General features: G+C 57.9%; 17 protein-coding genes and 1 pseudogene. 7 read left to right on the top strand and 11 right to left on the bottom strand.

Annotated features, from left to right (window positions below):
- The first annotated feature begins 23 nt into the window (after window positions 1–23).
- The 5 genes from QQL85_RS19845 to QQL85_RS19825 all read left to right on the top strand — a co-directional run bounded on the left by QQL85_RS19845 (window position 24) and on the right by QQL85_RS19825 (window position 4925).
- Window positions 24–797, top strand: a complete 774-nt coding sequence (locus tag QQL85_RS19845) for a gamma-glutamyl-gamma-aminobutyrate hydrolase family protein (RefSeq protein ID WP_284356443.1) — start codon at window positions 24–26, stop codon at window positions 795–797.
- Between the two features lie 69 nt (window positions 798–866).
- Window positions 867–2225: an aspartate aminotransferase family protein gene (locus QQL85_RS19840; protein ID WP_284356442.1), complete on the top strand. Its 1359-nt coding sequence runs from the start codon at window positions 867–869 to the stop codon at window positions 2223–2225.
- Window positions 2226–2369: 144 nt separating this feature from the next.
- Window positions 2370–2924, top strand: coding sequence for a helix-turn-helix domain-containing protein (locus tag QQL85_RS19835; protein ID WP_284356441.1), 555 nt, complete (start codon window positions 2370–2372; stop codon window positions 2922–2924).
- Window positions 2925–3037: 113 nt separating this feature from the next.
- Entirely contained in the window at window positions 3038–3547 is a 510-nt protein-coding gene (locus QQL85_RS19830; protein ID WP_284356440.1) for a ProQ/FinO family protein, read from the top strand.
- A 190-nt stretch (window positions 3548–3737) separates the two neighbouring features.
- Window positions 3738–4925, top strand: a complete 1188-nt coding sequence (locus QQL85_RS19825) for an MFS transporter (RefSeq protein ID WP_434482161.1) — start codon at window positions 3738–3740, stop codon at window positions 4923–4925.
- Between the two features lie 4 nt (window positions 4926–4929).
- On the opposite strand, the gene QQL85_RS19820 is transcribed toward QQL85_RS19825, so the two are convergent.
- The 9 genes and pseudogenes from QQL85_RS19820 to QQL85_RS19785 form a co-directional block, all read right to left on the bottom strand.
- Window positions 4930–5490: a nucleotidyltransferase family protein gene (locus tag QQL85_RS19820; protein ID WP_284356438.1), complete on the bottom strand. Its 561-nt coding sequence runs from the start codon at window positions 5488–5490 to the stop codon at window positions 4930–4932.
- Between the two features lie 279 nt (window positions 5491–5769).
- Window positions 5770–5847: pseudogene (locus QQL85_RS26665) on the bottom strand (RHS domain-containing protein); the annotation flags it as partial.
- A 12-nt stretch (window positions 5848–5859) separates the two neighbouring features.
- Window positions 5860–6027 carry a hypothetical protein gene (locus QQL85_RS19815; RefSeq protein ID WP_284356437.1) on the bottom strand — a complete coding sequence of 56 codons (168 nt, stop codon included), beginning with the start codon at window positions 6025–6027 and terminating at the stop codon, window positions 5860–5862.
- Window positions 6028–6181: 154 nt separating this feature from the next.
- Window positions 6182–6697: an Imm15 family immunity protein gene (locus QQL85_RS19810; protein ID WP_284356436.1), complete on the bottom strand. Its 516-nt coding sequence runs from the start codon at window positions 6695–6697 to the stop codon at window positions 6182–6184.
- On the bottom strand, window positions 6694–8826 hold the full coding sequence (locus QQL85_RS19805; protein ID WP_434482160.1) for an RHS repeat-associated core domain-containing protein: 2133 nt from the start codon (window positions 8824–8826) through the stop codon (window positions 6694–6696). The genes QQL85_RS19810 and QQL85_RS19805 overlap by 4 nt, the downstream gene beginning before the upstream one ends.
- Before the next feature lie 923 nt (window positions 8827–9749).
- On the bottom strand, window positions 9750–10301 hold the full coding sequence (locus tag QQL85_RS19800; protein WP_284356435.1) for a hypothetical protein: 552 nt from the start codon (window positions 10299–10301) through the stop codon (window positions 9750–9752).
- A complete protein-coding gene (locus QQL85_RS26820; RefSeq protein WP_434482159.1) occupies window positions 10301–10942 on the bottom strand; it encodes an RHS repeat-associated core domain-containing protein in 642 nt (213 codons plus the stop codon). The genes QQL85_RS19800 and QQL85_RS26820 overlap by 1 nt, the downstream gene beginning before the upstream one ends.
- Window positions 10943–11052: 110 nt before the next feature.
- Complete coding sequence (locus QQL85_RS19790; protein WP_284356434.1) at window positions 11053–11394, bottom strand: hypothetical protein; 342 nt, start codon at window positions 11392–11394, stop codon at window positions 11053–11055.
- A gap of 310 nt (window positions 11395–11704) precedes the next feature.
- Window positions 11705–11947 carry a hypothetical protein gene (locus QQL85_RS19785; RefSeq protein ID WP_284356433.1) on the bottom strand — a complete coding sequence of 81 codons (243 nt, stop codon included), beginning with the start codon at window positions 11945–11947 and terminating at the stop codon, window positions 11705–11707.
- A gap of 1137 nt (window positions 11948–13084) precedes the next feature.
- On the opposite strand from QQL85_RS19785, the gene sfnG reads away from it, so the two are divergent.
- Entirely contained in the window at window positions 13085–14179 is a 1095-nt protein-coding gene (sfnG, locus tag QQL85_RS19780) for a dimethylsulfone monooxygenase SfnG (protein WP_284356432.1), read from the top strand.
- Window positions 14180–14273: 94 nt separating this feature from the next.
- The gene (locus tag QQL85_RS19775) at window positions 14274–14855 is read left to right on the top strand and encodes a hypothetical protein (RefSeq protein ID WP_284356431.1); all 582 of its coding nucleotides are present in this window, start codon (window positions 14274–14276) and stop codon (window positions 14853–14855) included.
- A 58-nt stretch (window positions 14856–14913) separates the two neighbouring features.
- On the opposite strand, the gene QQL85_RS19770 is transcribed toward QQL85_RS19775, so the two are convergent.
- Window positions 14914–16221 carry an NtaA/DmoA family FMN-dependent monooxygenase gene (locus QQL85_RS19770; RefSeq protein ID WP_284356430.1) on the bottom strand — a complete coding sequence of 436 codons (1308 nt, stop codon included), beginning with the start codon at window positions 16219–16221 and terminating at the stop codon, window positions 14914–14916.
- Window positions 16221–18305: a TonB-dependent receptor gene (locus tag QQL85_RS19765; RefSeq protein WP_284356429.1), complete on the bottom strand. Its 2085-nt coding sequence runs from the start codon at window positions 18303–18305 to the stop codon at window positions 16221–16223. Before QQL85_RS19765 ends, QQL85_RS19770 begins: the two co-directional genes overlap by 1 nt.
- Between the last annotated feature and the right edge of the window lie 135 nt (window positions 18306–18440).

Raw genomic sequence — 18440 nt, 5'->3', positions numbered from 1 at the left:
ATACCGATTTGCCGGAGGAAGATATGCCACGTGTGCCCGTTATTGGCATTACCGCATGCACCAGCATGATTGAGCAGCATGCCACCCAGACCATCGCCGAGAAGTACGCGCGCGCGGCAGCCAAGGCGGCGTGTGGCTTGCCCATCGTGATACCCAGCCTCGGTGAGCTGATGGACAGCGCCGATATTCTTGACGTGGTGGATGGGCTGATCTTCACCGGTTCGCCGTCCAACATCGAGCCGTTCCACTACAACGGCCCGGCCAGTGCCGAGGGCACCCATCACGACCCTCTGCGAGATGCCACCACGTTGCCGCTGATGCGTGCGGCCATCGCTGCCGGCGTGCCGGTACTCGGCATCTGCCGTGGCTTTCAGGAAATGAACGTGGCATTGGGTGGCACCTTGCACCAGAACGTCCACGAGGCCGGGGTGTTCATGGACCACCGTGAAGGCAAAGGCGAGCCCATCGAAAAGCAGTACGGCCCGCGCCACACCATGCATGTAGAGCCTGGCGGCCTGCTCGACCGCATGGGCTTGCCAGCGATCTTCGACGTCAATTCCATCCATGGCCAGGGCATCGATGTACTGGCCCCGGGGCTGAGGGTGGAAGCGTTGGCACCCGATGGCCTGGTGGAAGCGATTTCGGTCGAGAGCGGCAAGGGGTTTGCCCTTGCCGTGCAATGGCACCCCGAGTTCCAGGTCATGGATAACCCGCATTACCTGACCCTCTTCCAGTCCTTCGGCAAGGCTTGCCGGCAGCGCTCGGTATTGCGCCAGAAGCTGTTGCTGTCTGCCTGAATAGCGACCTTTCCCAACTAAAAAAAGTACCTGCGCAGCCTGGCTGCGCAATGCGATGGAGTGAAAGCAATGAGTGAACAGAATTCGCAAACCCTTTCCTGGCAAGCCATGAGCCGCGACCACCACCTGGCCCCCTTCAGCGATGTGAAGCAACTGGCCGAGAAAGGCCCGCGCATCATCACCTCGGCCAAGGGCGTGTACCTGTGGGACAGCGAAGGCAACAAGATTCTCGATGGCATGGCCGGCCTGTGGTGTGTGGCGGTTGGCTATGGCCGCGATGAGCTGGCGGAAGTGGCCAGCCAGCAGATGAAGCAGCTGCCTTACTACAACCTGTTCTTCCAGACCGCGCACCCGCCTGCGCTGGAGCTGGCCAAGGCGATCGCTGATGTGGCCCCGCAAGGCATGAACCATGTGTTCTTCACCGGCTCCGGCTCCGAAGGCAACGACACTGTGCTGCGCATGGTTCGCCATTACTGGGCGCTGAAGGGCCAGAAGAACAAGAAGGTGATCATTGGCCGCATCAACGGTTACCACGGCTCTACCGTGGCAGGCGCAGCCTTGGGCGGCATGAGCGGCATGCACCAGCAGGGCGGGGTGATCCCGGACATCGTGCACATCCCGCAGCCTTACTGGTTCGGCGAAGGTGGCGACATGACCGAGGCCGACTTCGGCGTGTGGGCGGCCGAGCAGTTGGAGAAGAAGATCCTCGAAGTTGGCGAAGACAACGTTGCCGCCTTCATCGCCGAGCCGATCCAGGGCGCCGGTGGCGTGATCATTCCGCCGCAGACCTACTGGCCGAAGGTGAAGGAGATCCTCGCCAAGTACGACATCCTGTTCGTCGCCGACGAAGTGATTTGCGGCTTTGGGCGTACCGGTGAGTGGTTCGGTACCGACTACTACGACCTCAAGCCTGATCTGATGACCATCGCCAAAGGCCTGACCTCCGGTTATATCCCCATGGGCGGTGTGATCGTGCGTGACACCGTGGCCAAGGTGATCAGCGAAGGCGGCGACTTCAACCACGGCTTCACCTATTCCGGCCACCCGGTGGCGGCGGCGGTAGGCCTGGAGAACCTGCGCATCCTGCGTGACGAGCAGATCATCCCGCAGGTGCACGATAAAACCGCGCCTTACCTGCAACAACGCCTGCGCGAGCTGGCCGACCACCCGCTGGTAGGCGAAGTGCGTGGCCTGGGCATGCTCGGTGCGATCGAGCTGGTGAAAGACAAGGCCACCCGCGCCCGTTACGAAGGCAAAGGTGTCGGCATGATTTGTCGCCAGCACTGCTTCGACAACGGCCTGATCATGCGCGCCGTGGGCGACACCATGATCATCGCGCCGCCGCTGGTGATCAGCATCGAAGAGATTGACGAACTGGTGGAAAAGGCCCGCAAGTGCCTGGACCTGACGTACGAGGCTGTTCGCTAAGCGGCAGTTGGCTGCACTGGGGCCACAAGGCGGCCCCGGTTTGCCTGGCTGGCAAGACGTACACCTGTGAAGCATTTTGCTTTGCGAGTCGGATCATGTACTTTTCAGGGCATTCATTTCCTGTCTGAAAGTCGCGATTCAACTATGAAAGTGCACGAAGAAATCGAAGGCCTGGCAGTACTGATTCGCGACCTGCGCAAGTTCAAAGGCCTGACCCTGGGCGAGCTGGCCCAGCGAATCGGCCGTTCGGTGGGCTTTCTGTCCCAGGTCGAGCGGGGCGTATCACGCCCGACCGTGGCCGACCTCACCGCCATCAGCGAAGAGCTCGGCGTATCGACGGCCTATTTCTACAAGCTGGAAAAACCGCGCGAGCTCGACTGGGTCACTCGCCCTCACGAGCGTCGCACGCTTCACCTGGCCGGCGGCATTACCGATGTACTGGCATCCCCCACCATATCGGGCGCGTTTTCCATGCTCGATAGCCATCTGGAGCCGGGGGCCAGCAGTGGCGAGGAGTACCTGGACGACAGCTCGGAGCAGGGGTGCTTCGTGCTCGAAGGTGAGCTGACCGTGTGGCTGGGCGGCGGTGAGCCGGTAACGTTGCGCGCCAGTGACAGCTTTCAGCTGCAACCCCACGCCAGTTTTCGTTACGCCAACCTTACCGACAAGCCCACGCGGGTACTCTGGGTGTTCAGCTGAGAGGCCCGCTCGTCGTGTCTCGACTGGCCAGGAAAGATGACCTGCAAACACTGTAGTGGCTGCTTAGGGTATCCTTGCGCCACGCAATCAACTTCGAAGCAGTGAATTGAACGATGGGTTTTGAACAACTAGCAGCGCTACGCGACCGTCTGCGGGCGGAAAAACAGCAGGTAAAGGCCGAGAGCGTGAAACAGCCCAAGCGCAAGCCGTCCCCGCAGGCGAAGCCGCGTGAGCAGGATCCGGCGGTGGCGGCGATCTGGCCATTGCAGAAGCATTTTCCATTGGCCTTCCCGGTCAACCCGGCCCCCAAAGTGCCGCTCAAAGAAGGCATTTTCAAGGATGCCGAGCAACACCTGAAGCTGCTGGGGCTAACCCGCGAGCAACTGAAGCTGGGCATCTCGACCTGGTGCCGGGGTGCCCGGTACTGGGCAAGCATGGTCGAGAATGCACCCCGCCTGGACTTGACTGGCCAAGCCGCTGGCACCGTGACCGCCGCTCAGGCACTGCATGCCAAGCAGCAGGCATCGCGGCAACGCAGCCAAGACCGCCGCAACCGGGCGAAGTCGAAAGCGCAGGCTCCGGCCCCCGCCGCCGACACCGCAGCGGCCCCCGCCGCCGACTGAGTTCAGTCGCTTTTTGCACTGTGCCCACGCTGGAGGGCAGCCCCATGCCGGGGCTGCCGCCTGCTTAGGTGTGCGGTGACTTACCTTCAGATCAAAAATCCTGCATTTACCCTGTTTGCGCCCGCCACGCACACTGCGTGTCTGGTCCAATCATTCAGGGTCTCTCATGCGTTTTCAGAATGAACATCATGTGGCTGTATCAAAGCCGCTGTTCAGCGTGTTCTGTTTTGCCAGTTACCTGTTGTCGCTGTCATACGGCTCGACCTTCCTGCTGGCATTGCTGGTAGCTACCCATGGCGGCAACGAACAGGACGCAGGCCATGTGATTTCGGCCGCCATGCTGAGTACGTTCGCTGCGGTGCTGGTTTCCGGGCACTTGTCAGACCGCCTGGGTGCCGCACGCTCGATCGCGCTGTGTGGCCTGGCGCTGGTCATTGCAAACCTGGGGTTCGCCGCCAGTGGCAACCACCTGCAGCTGATGATGGTGTTCGGCTTGTTGCTGGGCGTGGGCTGGGGTGTTTTCTATACCTTGGGCCCGATCATCGTGGCAACGATCGTTGCGCCAGCAGAGCGCTCGCGGTATTTCGCATTGCTCTCGGGCAGCATGATGAGCGGCATTGGCTCGGCGCCGTTGATAGGGCGTATGGCGAGCCAGGTGGGCCTGCCGGTCAGTGCAACGTTCTACGCTGCTGCGCTGGCCAGCCTGACCGGCGTGGTGCTGTTCTGGTGCATGGCGAAAGCGTTGGGCCAACTGCCCGACCGCTTCAGTGCATCAGTGTCGAGGTTGTCCTGGCAGGCAACACGGAATGTCCTTGGCTCAAGGGCCGTGTTCCCTATCCTGATGGTTGGCCTGGGCGGGGCGATCTTTGGCGGGCTTTCAAGTTTCCAGACCAGCTATGCCCATGAAAAAAACCTCGACTACTCGGTATTCTTCATTGGCTTCATGAGTGCTGCCATCGCCGGGCGCATGTTGGTAGCCGGGGTGGTGGTGAGACGTGACCCCTATCGGATGTCGTGCCTGTTGTCGGGGCTGATCGTAGTGTCTCTGCTGATGTTCAAATACGTCGTGGCCGATAACGCTGGGTACATCCTGGCGGCGGTCATTTTGGGTATCGGCTACGGCTTGACCTATTCGGTGATCAACGGCCTTGCGGCGAACGAGGCGCCTGAAGGCACCACGACCCAGTCACTGCTGCTGTTCAGCCTTTCCTATTTTGTCGGCGTGTTCGGGTTCCCGTACCTTGCCGGCAAAATCATCATCGATGAGGGTTTGTCGATGATGCTGTTGATACTGCTGGGGGTGTCCCTGCTCAATTGGTCGGTCACACTTGGACGGCTTGCCTGGCGCAAAGCCAAGGTACGCAGCGCAATGGCGTAGGCCCTCACTCAACCAATGCCAGCCATGGCCAGCGCTCACGGTAACTAGCGGCCTTTGCCGGGAACAGATCGGGGCGTGGGTTCAGCTCGTTCATCCTCAGCCAGTTGTTGTGCAAGTCTTCCAGGCCATGCGTGCTGTACAAGGCGCCCGTGCGTACATCAACGCCCAGGCAGGTCGAGCGGATCAGGTACCGGTCAATGCCATCGGTCACGTTGAGCAAGGGCGAATACGCGCCGCCGAACTTTGCCTGGTACCACAGGTGGACGCGGGCCTGATTACGGACTTCGACGTTGACGCCCAAGTGCGCGCATGCTCGTTGAACCTTGGCAATAACCCGGTCTTCTGCTTCCCAAGACAGGTCGGCATCAAAATAGGCGATGTCATAGTCTTTGATGCCCCATTCGGCAGGTAGCCCAGCGCGGTGGTTCCAGAAGGTCTGGAACAACGCGCCTGCCGTTACCATGCAGTGGGGGATTTCCAGCGTTGGCAGGATGGCCAAGAGTGCCTTGTTCACTGGGTTATCGCGAATGATCGCCAGTATTTGCTCGTCGGTCAGTGAAAGCATGGGTACCGTCCTTGATGCTGCATTGCAGGCTCCAAGCTTACCTGAATGACGCCTGGGCCATCACAGGATGCGGCTCGACCCGACGCAACAGGTGATAGGGGAGGTCAGTGCATCCAGGTAACGGAGCCATCAGGTTTTGCGGTGCGCCGTAGCGGGTGGTGGAGCAGGTATTTGCGGGCGGTGACGTTGTTCAGGTTTCGCGATGTGCTTCAGTTATTGTCGATGTCGTAGCCGGTCATCAGGTCAACCAGGCAGTACATGCTCTGGTAGATGGCTCTGCTAGCCCCAAGCCTTGTATGTGCCGCGCCAGGCAATCTCCCTATCCTCGCCGGTCAATTCCATCGGCGTGCCCAGGTGATCACACTGGTATCACGCCACCGCATCAAACAAACGCCAGCGTGTCCCCAGTTGCTCATTCAGCTGCCGCCGCTGGTTCTCGTTCCACAGTGGGCCGGCTTGCCGCCGGTCGCGATACTTGGCGTGGGATTTCTTGTACAGGCGACGATCCAGCGCGTCGTAGGCAAAACTGACGGTCAAGAGGTCATTCTCCTAACGCCGCAATCGGTTTAGAGATCATAGACAAACTGGCCTGTCTTCAGCAGGCTGCCGCGCTCGTCATAGCGACGCTGCGTGTAGCAGTTCGCTGTTTTCTACTTGGCATTAGTGCATCATGGATGCATAATTGAATTTATTAATTCAGGACTGCATAAACTCTTATAGTGTCCTCGTTGCAAGCGGGATCAAAAAAGCGGCTTTCGTAGAATGAGAACAATGGCCTTATCCTACATGCATCAAACCGCTCTTGGACTAGCTTTATTTCTGGTGAGATTTCCACCGTTTGCTTTTTTTTCAGCTTTTCTAGAGAGCTGCTTTTTGTGGTGTTTGGATTTACAAAAATATTGGGTATTGGGGGTTCGATTTTATTTTCAAAATCAAAGTCAGTGTAGGTTATTGCGATAAAGTGTTTTTCGTTTTTTGTATTTTTTGTGCGCATGTATAGCATGGCGGAGTTGAGTACAAAGAACGAAATGTTTAGCAGTATGTCTGCTGCTTCTGTTTGTTGTAGGTTGCCTTTTAAGATTTCTAGTTTCTTGTATCGTGAAATTATAGGTATCTCCTCGAAGGTATCATATTCTTCTAAGAATACATTAAGATTGATGTAAGGTTCTTTTTCTACTAATTTGTCGAATATTTTCTGCATGTTCATTTTTTGGGGATGCTCCACCCGTGATCGTTTAGCCACTCTATGGTTTTGTTTGAGAAGCTGACATCCCCTTTGCCGTTGTCATGAATTGAACCATCTAAATTGTATCCTGATCCACATGGGCAATGTGCATGCCATTGACTTTTTGGGACATCTTCCTCTGGAGCGTCAATTCTCGTTATTTCTTTTGGGGCCTGTCCTCGTTCTACCTTTCTCTTCGCCTGCTTAGGTACACCGGTTGGTCTATTTTTAGCGAGACCTAGTGGATCATTCCACTCTGTCGGATTTGGAGCGTAGAGGTACACATTAAGACCTCCTTCAAATCCAATCGGATCCTTCCCAACAAATCGCCCCACCTGGGGGTCATAGTAGCGATATCGGTTGTAATGCAGCCCCGTCTCAACATCCCAATACTGCCCCTGAAAGCGTAGCGGATTCCGGATATCCGCCCACTTCGCCTTGTCGCTCCGTGTCTCCTCGGCCAACCCCCAAGCCTTGTACGTCCCGCGCCAGGCGATCTCGCCATCCTCTCCGGTCAATTCCATTGGCGTGCCCAGGTGATCACACTGATACCACGCCAACGCATCAAACGGCCTGGGAGTCGGCTTGTGTTGCCACACCGGATCCTTGTCGATGTCATACGGGAAGACATACACCGGCTGCGGTATCAACTCGACCACATGGTTGGACACCGCCTGCGCCACCGGCACAAAGGTCCCGGGTTCGAACACATAATGCGTGCTACGCCCATGGCGCTCGCGGTCCCGGCATTCAAACGCCAGCGTGTCGCCCTCCCACACATACCAGGTAAAGCCGCACCCCAGCTGCTCATCCAACTGCCGCCGCTGGTTCTCGTTCCACAGCGGCCCGGCTTGCCGCCGGTCGCGGTACTTGGCGTGGGATTTCTTGTACAGGCGACGCCCCAGCGCGTCGTAGGCAAAGCTCACGGTCAGGCGGTCATCTTCGTAACGGCGCAAGCGGTTGTGGAGGTCCCAGGTGAAATGGCCTTGCTTGCCATCCGTGGTGCGCTCCAACAAATTGCCGCGCTCGTCATAGCGGTACTGCGTGCCGCAATAGCTGCGCAGTACGTTGTCGCTCATCCGTTGCGGTGAGTGCCGGTTGGGGCCGGGCGGTGCCTGTGGATCCAGCAGGTTGCTGGCCGGGTCGAAGGCGAAGATTTCTTTCTTGTAGTAGTCGCCCGCTTCGAGCAGGCGGCCGACCGGGTCGTAGCGGTAGAAGGTATCGCCACGCTGCAGGTCATGGATGTGGGTGAGTTGGCCGCTGGAGTCGTAGGCGTAGTCGCGCAGCGCAATCCGCTTAGTGGCGCCGCGCCGGGCCAGGGTCTGCTGGTGCAGCTGGCCATTCGGCGTCCAGGTCTGGCGCTGGATCAACCCGTTGCCTTGCTCCCGGGCGATTTCCCGATGCAGGTCATCGCGCTGGTAGCTGAGCAGTTCGCGGTCGTCGAGCTTGAGGCTGAGCAGGTGACCGCTGCCATACGTCAGCCAGCTGATCCGATGGCCATCCGGTCGGGTGGTCGCCACGCGCAGGTTGAGGGCGTCGTATTCATGCTGGAACACCGCGACCTTCGGTTGCTTCATGTACTTGAAGTGCTGATGCTCGCGGGTGTTGTTGCCCGCCAGGTCGTAGAACCATTGCAGCTTGCAGTCCTGGTTTTCCGCGATCAGCAGGTTGCCATTGCCGTCGTAGGCGAAGGTCTCGGTCTCCCACTCTTTGCCGCCGCGCTCACCCGCCCGGATTTCCACCAGGCGGCCCATGGCGTCGTATGCGAAGCGGGTGATGCGGTCGCCATCGAGGCGGCGGGTGGGCTGGTGGCTGCTGTGATCGTAGAGGTAGTCGGTGACCTGCTTGTCGAAGCCGGTTTCCTTGATCAGCCGGCCCGCCGGGTCGTACTTGAAGCTGGCTTCGCTGTTGTTCTCGTTGCGCAGGCTTATCAGCTGGCCGAGCTTGTCCCAGCGGTAGGTGAGGGTGCTGTCGTCCGGGTTGTGGCGCCGGTGAATCAGGCCGGCTTCGTTGTAGGCCCAGGCGGTACGCCGGTGCAGTGCATCGGTGTAGCTGAGCAGGCGGCCTTCGGCGTCGTGTTCGAAGCGGTCTTCGGTCTTGTCGGGATACACCAGGCGGGTCAGCTGGCCAGCCTGGTAGTGATACTCGGTGGTTTCACCCGCCGCGTTGATGGTTTTGCTCAGCTGGCCGAGTGCGTCGTACTTCCACAGCGTGGTCTTGCCCGAGCAGTCGGTGTAGCTGGCCAGTTGGCCATCGGGGGTGTAGCCGAGCTTTTTCTCGCCGCCGTTGGCGTCGATGATGGCGGTGGGCAGGTTGTCGCTGTTGTAGGTGTACTGGGTCTTATTCTCCAGCGAGTCGAGAACCTAGGTGCTGACGTATTGGCCATAGGCGATTTTTTAAGGTTGCACTCTTTTAGCCCGACCCGCTATTCCGTAAATTTTTAAAGATCAGCCCTGCTTTGTGATTATCGAAGTGTTTGCTTTCTCCGGGTTAGGGCTGTTGACGGTAAGGTAGCATTGCCCGTGTTGACACCGATGTCTGTGAGTTGTACCAAGTTTTTTGACTTCTGTAGTGAGATTTAATAACCATGTTATGGTCCTTGTAGAGGTTGTTTGGTGTTCGCTAGAGTTGCCAGTTGTTTATTTGGGTTTTGTGGTTAGGATCCTTGTCTCGATCTTATAATCTTTAGTTGTTTATTGAGTGCTGTAAAGTCTGGTGGGTTATTTCTTGCGCTTTTAGAGTTTTCCCAGGATGAAACTTTTGATTTTATAAGCTTCACGCCCTCTCGGGTAAAATCGCTCATTCGTAGTTCGGTATCTATAAGGTTGTTTTGTTTGTCAAATACTTTTTTGATCAATAGACCTTCTTCTTGGAAAAAAGCGTAGGGCTGTTAGTGGTCGAATAATTATTTCTTGACTTGCCAAGTCCGGGGCGAGTTCATTGTTTTCATTGAAGGTCTGATAGCGTTGGGCTTCAGATTCAACGGTGCTCAAAATTAGCGGATCGTTTCTAATTTTAAGTTTCCAATCATAAGCTATTTGTTTTCGGATTTATTTTTCATGGTTATTTGGGCTGTATACCCTTGCTCTTGATTCTTGGCTTGGTATATGCCTGTTCTGAGGAAACGGTGCCATTTTTTTCCGGATACTAGGGCTCCATCTGTCCAGAAGTGGTTGCTGACAATGTCGCCATTACAGGTCTTCACGCCAGGGTGCGCATATTTTTTTAACAGCTTTCTAAGATCTTTGTTTACTGAGCGGCTTGTTGGAGATGGATCTGCGCTAAAGCGGCTTGCACCAAGAGCAAAGTCATCCTCGCCGCCGTAGCTAATGGTTATAAAGTTGCTGCGCACTTCCCTTGATACTTGGTGCTGTGGCAGGTCTGAAATATTCGATTGGTCTGGTGGAGGGCCGATCAAAACATCTATTTTAAAAGCATTGCCCCATTCGTAATTATTGCTCGTGGTCAATGGCTGATAGGGGGTCTCAGTGCTATTAGCTCCATAAGCTGTCAGGCCGGTATTGTTTGATAAGGTCTTGCTTAGCTCGATGAGTTCGTCAAGGCTGATGAAAATGTTTATGTCCATTATTTTTTATCCTTGCAAGGGCAGTAAGTGCGAAATTCTACATCGTCAGGAATATCGGTGCCCTGTGTCTGGTGGCGTAAGTCCTCCATAGCTAGCATCTCGCGTTTTACCGGATCACCATTAGCGTAGGCTCTACCAACTTGACCGTAAATTAGCTTTCCCTCGCTGTCTCGAATTACAATGTCGGCACGTCTTCCGCTTTTGTGTCCGCCTGGAGTAGGAATAAGTGTTTCTTTTAGGACGCCTCCGCCGGCAAGAACTGTACCTCCATTGGTCCTTACTTCGTTACCCCAAGCCGTAATTACTTCATTGTGAGGGCCTTTCCCCCCGGGAACTGGTCCTCGTTTTGCTAACCCTAATGGGTCTATCCAGTAGATAGGGTTGGGGGTGTACTGGTATAGATTAAATCCTCCAGAGAAGCCAATCGGATCCTTCCCAATAAATCGCCCTACCTGCGGGTCATAGTAGCGATATCGGTTGTAATGCAGCCCCGTCTCAACATCCCAATACTGCCCCTGAAAGCGTAGCGGATTCCGGATATCCGCCCACTTCGCCTTGTCGCTGCGTGTCTCCTCCGCCAACCCCCAAGCTTTGTACGTCCCGCGCCAGGCAATCTCGCCATCCTCGTCGGTCAGTTCCATCGGCATGCCCAGGTGATCACACGGGTACCACGCCAGCGCATCAAACGGCTTGGGCGTCGGTTGACGAAGTAACTCGGTTATGCCTGTGTCTTATGTCGGAGTCAATGATTTTATATTTGCCATTGGTCTTTTTGCTCTTGATTTTCAATTTGAAAATATATTTCACCTTCCATTATTTGTAGGTTATCAATCGGTATTGATATGTTGTCCGGCCCCGTAGCGTAAAACCCAAGTGTTTGTATTTTTCGCTCTATTTGATCTGCGTGCGTAAATAATAGATTGTTCGCCGCCTGCTCAAGAGAAAGAAAAATTTGCTCATATTTCTTGTAGTGGTTAGTTGGGGAAAAGGTACCGCCCAAGGCATTATTCGAAATGGTTGGGGCTTCTATTGTCCCAATGCATAAATGTTGAGAATACATAATCTTAATTGTTCTCGATTGCGCTATGGGCATTTTGTGGTCTCTCCTAATGCGCTGGCTAATTTTCCTAGGTTTTCATCATTGAAGCCATTTACACCATCAGGATGAATTATACGCGCATGGTTGGGGAAATTCTGCGTTGGGTCGGCTATGATGTCAAACCCAGCGCCTCTAATGCCATCAGAGGTTCCAGAGGCAATTGTTCCCGCCGCACGCTTGAGGCCGCTGGCCTTAGGAAACGCATCTCGCATTTGTCTTGATGCGTCGCAGGGGCAACAGCTATGCAATACGGATATTCCGGGTGGTAATAAACCCTTTTCCGCGTCTTTCAGTTTGAGGTTGTCTACTGAGTTTCCGCCGATGCGATGTACGGGAGGGCATCGAACAGGGCGACGATGTTGCCGACCACTGGCACCGCGCCGGCCCAGGCCTTGACGGTGGCGAGGTCGATCTGGTTGCCGCTGAGGTCCAGCAGCCACTCGTTGACGATTTTTTCGCCTTGGCCCAGGTCTTCAGCGACCAGATTGTTCAACGGGACCAGGGCGACTTCGCGTTCTTCTATTTCTTTCTTGTCTTGAGCGTTCATGGCTTCAGTTCCCTTTCGGCCAGAGTAGGGGCACTAAAGCGATGGCAGTGCTGTTGTAGGAAGTGCTCATGCGTACTCCTGCTGTTCATCCCGTCGGGCAGGTTCATGGAGGCGGGCGCGTTTATGCTGCGCTTGGCACCGGCGCGCTCAGGTCGTAGCGAAGAATTCAAGTTGGATTGTAATAAGTACTTTCTGGGAAGTTGTAGGAGCTTTCTGAAAGTGCGGATCTATAATTCATGGGCTTGCTGTGCTCATGGCGGAGCAGTGGCTATTGTATAAAATCAATTCGATAGTTGTCGCGGCAGCCTTGAGTGCGGTGAGGTCAGTAATTCTACTTAACGCTTGGGTCATTGATATGTGGAGGTGCAGAGCATAGGCCCATTAATTGATGTTTGGTGCAGGCATGCTTAAAAAAAGAAAGTTCTGTAGGGCGTTTCGTTGGATTGAGGCTTTGATGTAAACATTGGGCAGTGGCAGAATATTTTTCTGAGTTAGCGATTTGGCTGTTGTTCGGTCTTACAAAAAATAATCAGTTTTTTCCCCTTCCATGTAGTCCGTTTCTGAATCATCCTTTCAAGCTGTTTCGCCATTGCGATGAAAACCTGAGCCCCCTAGTCTCGACATGTCGTTGCAAATTCAACGACCGGATCTGCAAGCCTGTTGCTTGGTTTGGTCTCAGTTTGCTGTTGGCTTCGGTTAATGGTGGCTGCGTGCGGGTGGCCTTCAGGTCAGCCGGGGAACGATCTCCAAGCCCGGTCTGGCAGGCCCGCATGTAGCCGCCACCCTATCATCTGCAAGGCATCTGGCGACGGTCCGACTTGTCATTGTCTGGAGGCTGCCATGCTTAAACTCTCTCCCGATCCACCTTTCTCCGCTGACCCATCGCATCACCTGGAAGACATTGCAACATGGCCAAGGCTTTGATGGATGACGCTCACATGGGCATGCGCAAGAACCGATGAGTGAGCAGCAAGCAGCGATGTTGCGCAGGCAACAGTGATCCGACAGCGTGTTTGATCACATGCAGCCAACATCGCCGCCCTATCTGTTAAGTCATTGAAAGTAAAGCAGTCCAGCCGTTGGCACGCTTGCTGCTCCTGCCTCCCTGAACCCCAAGCATTCTCAAGGAGACTCCCCATGAGCCACGCCCCAATCAAGTTCGCCTACTGGGTCCCCAACGTCAGCGGTGGCCTGGTGGTCAGCACCATCGAGCAGCGCACCAGCTGGGACATCGACTACAACCGCAAGCTGGCGCAAATCGCGGAAAAGTCCGGCTTCGATTACGCCCTGTCGCAAATCCGTTTCACAGCGGGCTACGGCGCCGACAACCAGCACGAGTCGGTCACTATCAGCCACGCGCTGCTGGCCGCCACGGAAAAACTCAAGGTCATCGCTGCCATCCTGCCGGGGCCGTGGAACCCGGCGCTGGCGGCCAAGCAGCTGGCGAGCATCGACCAGTTCACCCAGGGCCGTATCGCCATCAACGTGGTCTCGGGTTGGTTCAAGGGCGAGTTCCATGCCATCGGTGAGCCCTGGCTGGACCACGATGAGCGCTATCGTCGCTCTGAAGAATTCATCCGCGCGTTGAAGGGCATCTGGACCCAGGACAACTTCACCTTCAACGGCGACTTCTATCGCTTTCGCAACTACACCCTCAAACCCAAGCCGCTGCAGCAGCCACACCCGGAGATTTTCCAGGGTGGCAGCTCGCGCGCCGCGCGGGACATGGCCGCGCGGGTGTCGGATTGGTACTTCACCAACGGCAATAGCGTCGAGGGGATCAAGGCCCAAGTGGACGATATCCGCACCAAGGCTGCGGCCAACGGGCACTCGGTAAAGATCGGGGTGAATGCCTTTATCATCGCCCGCGATACCGAGGCAGAAGCGCGTGCGGTGCTGCAAGAGATCATCGACAAGGCCAACCCCGAGGCGGTGCGGGCGTTCGGCCAGGAGGTCAAGCATGCCGGTTCGGCCAGCCCGGAGGGCGAGGGCAACTGGGCCAAGTCCAGCTTCGAGGACCTGGTGCAGTACAACGATGGCTTCAAGACCAACCTGATCGGCACGCCGCGGCAAATTGCCGAGCGCATCGTTGCGCTGAAGGCAGTGGGGGTGGATTTGATCCTCTCTGGCTTCCTGCATTTCCAGGAGGAAGTGGCGTACTTTGGCGAGCATGTGTTGCCGCTGGTGCGGGCGCTGGAAGCCGAGCGTGGCCTGGACAAGGCGGTAGCCTGAGGCCGGGGGCAGGGAGGGCTTGGCACCCTGCCAGTATTGTCGGATTGTCGTGCAGGGGTTAGGTTGGCGGGCTCACTTCAAGGAAGACTACCCCATGAAACGGACCTTACCGCTCCTGTTCGCCTGCGCGATTTTCCCTTTGCAAGCCTGGTCGGCGCTTGACGTTGGCCAGTTTACCCTCGGCATGCCCAAGGCCCAGGTTTTGGCCATTCTGCAACAGCAGTTCGGCGAGGTTGAGCATTTCACGGGCTATCACTATCAGGTTCCCACCGAGTTTTATCAGGGGGCCAATCCCAAGAACGACTACAGCCTGGGCGGTATCGCCGTTTCACAGGTGAAAGCGTCGTTCAACCAAGCCGACCAGCTTCGCCAGGTTGAGGTGCAGCTGGATACCACTGACGAGGCGCGGGTCCAGCAACTGCTGCCGATGACGAAGGACGCCAAGCGGGTGCCGAATACGGGTGGCCGGCTTGAAGCGTTTTCTGCAGAGGGTGAGCTGGTTTACTGGGTCTCCAAAGAGTGGGGCTGGACCGTGGTGACCATTGCCGACAAGGCCAGCTCGGCCGGAAACATCAAGGCGCGGGCCAGGAGTGACGAGAAATTTGCCCAGCTGAACCGCAAGTTCGACAAGTTGATCGAGACAGCCAAGGCGGTAGAAGGGAAGGGCGCGCCTTGACCGCAAGGTGTTGCTGTTCTTGACGTTGACGGGGCTGCGAAGCAGCCCCTTGGGCACTTCAGTACCGCTGCAGATGCTCGGCAAACGTAGCCCCTTGATACCGCTCGCGGAACAATCCTCGCTCCACCAGCCGCGGCACCACATCATCCAGAAAACGGTACACCGAGCCGAACGAGCCCCCCGGCGCGGCAATAAAACCATCCATCACCCCGGCTTCAGCCCAGTCGACAATCTCGGCGACGGCATCATCGACCGTGCCAATCACTTGCCAGTGCGCCGCCGACAGCACTTCCGGGCGCATCAGCAGTTCTTCAGGCAGCAGTGACTCGCGCTCGATCAGGCGCCGCAGCAGGCTCACATGGGTCCGGCTGGCGCCGGGCAGCAACTGCAGTGGCGGCAGGTCTGCTGCATGAATGCGCCGGTCACTCGGCCAGTTGGCCAGGTCGATGCCGATCATCTTTTCGATGGCCGCGTACTTGCGTGCCTTGTCCACCCGTGCGTGGGTGTCCATGAACAGTTCGCGCGCCTGCTGGCGGGTGGGCGCCAGGTACAGGCTCAGGCCCGGCAGCAGGCGAATGTCGTCGGCTTGGCGACCATGCTTTTGTGCGCGGCGTGACAGGTCGCGGCGCAGGTCCGCCGCTGCGGCCTGGTCGGGTGTAGGGGCGAAGACGATGTCGGCGACGCGGGCTGCGAAGTCACGACCGCTGTCGGATGCGCCAGCCTGGATCAGCGGAATGCGCGCCCCCTGTTCGGGCAGGTTGAGCGGGCCCTGCACCTGCAGGAAGTCCCCTTGGTGGTCGATCGGCTGGACCTGCGCCGGGTCGGCATAAATGCCGTTTTCGCGGTCGATGCGCAGGGCCTGTTGCGGAAAACTGCGCCACAGTTGCTGCACCACCTTGGTGAACTCGGCAGCGCGGGCGTAGCGCTCTTCGGCGCTGGGCATGGCGGCCAGGCCGAAGTTTTCGTGGCCCTGCAGGGCGGTGACGATGTTCCAGCCCACCCGGCCCTGGCTCAGCCAGTTCAGTGACTGCAACTGGCGTGCGACCAGGTACGGCGGGAAGAAGGTGGTCGAGATGGTCGACACCAGGCCGATTCGGCTGGTTTCGCGGGTAAGTGCGGCCAGCAGCACGGTGGGGTCGAGGCTGGTGAAGCCCGAGCCGCTTTCCAGGGCATCGGCCACCACGCAACTGACGTCGGGGCGGAACACGAAGTCCAGGTGCGCGGCCTCGGCGCGCCGGGCGATGTCCATGGCGAAGTCGCTGCCGAACAGGGTTTCGACACGGCTGTCGGCGCGCCGCCAACCCTCGCCGCTGAGCCAGGTGGGGGCAAGCGACATGCCGATGTGCAGGCCTTTCTTGAATGTCATCAGAAGGCCCCCTTGATGCCCACACCCACGGTGCGCGGCTCGGTCATGCTCGCTTCGATCCCACCAATCCCCCGGTTGGTCTGCATGTAGGTCGGGGTGCGTTCGTCGAACACGTTCTTGACGTAGGTGTACACCTGCACCTGGTCGCTGAAGCGGTAGCTCATGCGGGCATCGGCCAGGGTGTAGCCGTCGATGGCATAGCTTTTGGTGTTGGCCACGTCCGAGTAGTAACCGTCGATGTGCCGCACCTGGGCATTGAGGTTGAGGCGGTCGGTAATGTCCCAGCTTGGGCCGACACTGACGGTGTAGCCGGGTGAACGGGCGAACTCGTTACCGGCATAGCTGCTGTTGGCGTCGATGTCGTCGATGCGGGTTTGCAGGGCACCGGCGCTGGCCTTCAGGGTCAGGTTGTCCAGCACGCGGTAGTCCGCCGACAGCTCGAAGCCATAGGCGTGAGCCTTTTCGGCGTTGATGGTGTAGGACTGGGTCAGGCCCGAGGCCAGCACCACCGGGATGTTGTACTGGGCATCCTGCATGTCCATGTAGAACAGGTTGGCGTTCAGGTGCAGGCGGTCGTCCAGCAGGCTGGCGCGGGCGAACAGTTCGTAGTTCCACATGCGCTCGTCATCGAACGCCTCGAAGCGCTTGCTGCTCAGGTTCAGCGATACGCCGCCCGGGTTGTAGCCACGGCTGACCATGCCGCCGACGGTCCACTGCGGGGTCAGGGCATAGGCCAGCGACACCTTGGGCAGGAAGGCGGTGAAGGTCTTGTCGTAGTCCAGCCCGTTAACGGCGAACGGCGAGGTGCCGCTGCGCTGGATCTTGTCCTGCTGCAGGCGCAAGGCGGTGGTGAGCGTCCAGCGGTCGGTCAGGCGGTAGCTGACTTCGCCGAACACGCCCAGGTTGCGCTTGGTGTCGTCGAAGTCGGAAATACCGCTGTAGTACAGGATTTCATCCGAATCGGTGCGTGCCAGGTACAGGCCGGCCATGCCGCTGAGGGTGTCCTGCTGCTCGCCGAAGGTGACGCGGGTTTCGTTGGAGAAGTTCTTCTGGCGAATGTCGGCATCGCCGCCGTTCGCCACGCCAATGACCCGGTGCACGTTGGACAGCGAATACTGGGTCTGGTTGAACAGCTTCACGCCGTTGTCCAGCGCGTAGTCCACGTCGACGATGTGCGTGTTGCTCTGCTGGTGCCAGCTGGGCATGGTGGCGCCGGTATGGTCCAGGTCGTGGAACGGGCGCGAGGCCGCTTCCTGGGTGGGGCGGTTGGAGTCGCCGTGGGCGAAGGTGTACTTCAGGCCCAGGCCAGGCACCGCCTCGGGCAGCCACAGCAGCTTGCCGCGCAGGTTCAGGGCGCGGAAGTCCTGGTCGGTGTCGTGGCTGGCAAACGCGGGGTTGGTGTAGTCGATGAAGGTGTCGCGTGCCGAATAATCCAGCGCCATGCGCCCGGCCAGGTTGTCGGTCAGCGGCCCGGACACTGCCAGCGACGTGCGCCGCGAGTGGTAGCTGCCGATCTCGGCCTGGTAGGCCGCCTCGGGGGTGAAGGTCGGGTCTTTGGTCTTGACCACGATGGCCCCGGCGATGGCGTTGGCGCCCTGGCTGGTGGTCTGCGGGCCACGGTACACCTCGATGCTGTCCACGTCCCACACAGACGGCGCGCCAAAGTACATCTCGTTGTAGTTCAGGTAGTGCCCATCGAGGTTGATGGTGGCGCGTGGCACGGTGCCGCCCCAGAACACGTTGGCGCCGTTGTTCGGGCCCTGGGTGTCCTGGCCGCGAATGATCGGCGCGCCCACCGAATCGGTGTAGATCACGTTGGGCACGTCGTTGAGCACTTCGTGCACCGAGGCGTTGCCGGTCTTGAGGCTGTCGATTTCGCTGGCGCTTTTCACCGACACCGACGAGGCCGTGTTGCGCAGGTCACGTTCCACCTTTTCACCGCTGACCACAACGGGGGTGAGGACCAGTTGCGAGCTACCAGCGGTAGAGGCCTGTTCGGCCAGGGCGTGGGGTGCAGCAAGCAGGGTAGACAGGGTCAGCACACCGAATCCATGGCTGAACGAGCGTTGCGCAGGGTACTTCAAGACAACCTCCAAATGAGAACGATCCTCGTTTGCGGTACAAGGTATCACGGTGCCATTGCGTTCCGCAATAAAGAATCTATTCCTCAAAGTGGTATGGTGGTGCCTGAACTCACCGGCACTCGCGCCAGGCCGGGG

This window comes from Pseudomonas putida (assembly GCF_030159595.1).
GTDB lineage: Bacteria > Pseudomonadota > Gammaproteobacteria > Pseudomonadales > Pseudomonadaceae > Aquipseudomonas > Aquipseudomonas putida_AC.
The sequence above is the reverse complement of the archived record's forward strand: the minus strand, read 5'-3'. Positions and strand labels throughout refer to the sequence as shown.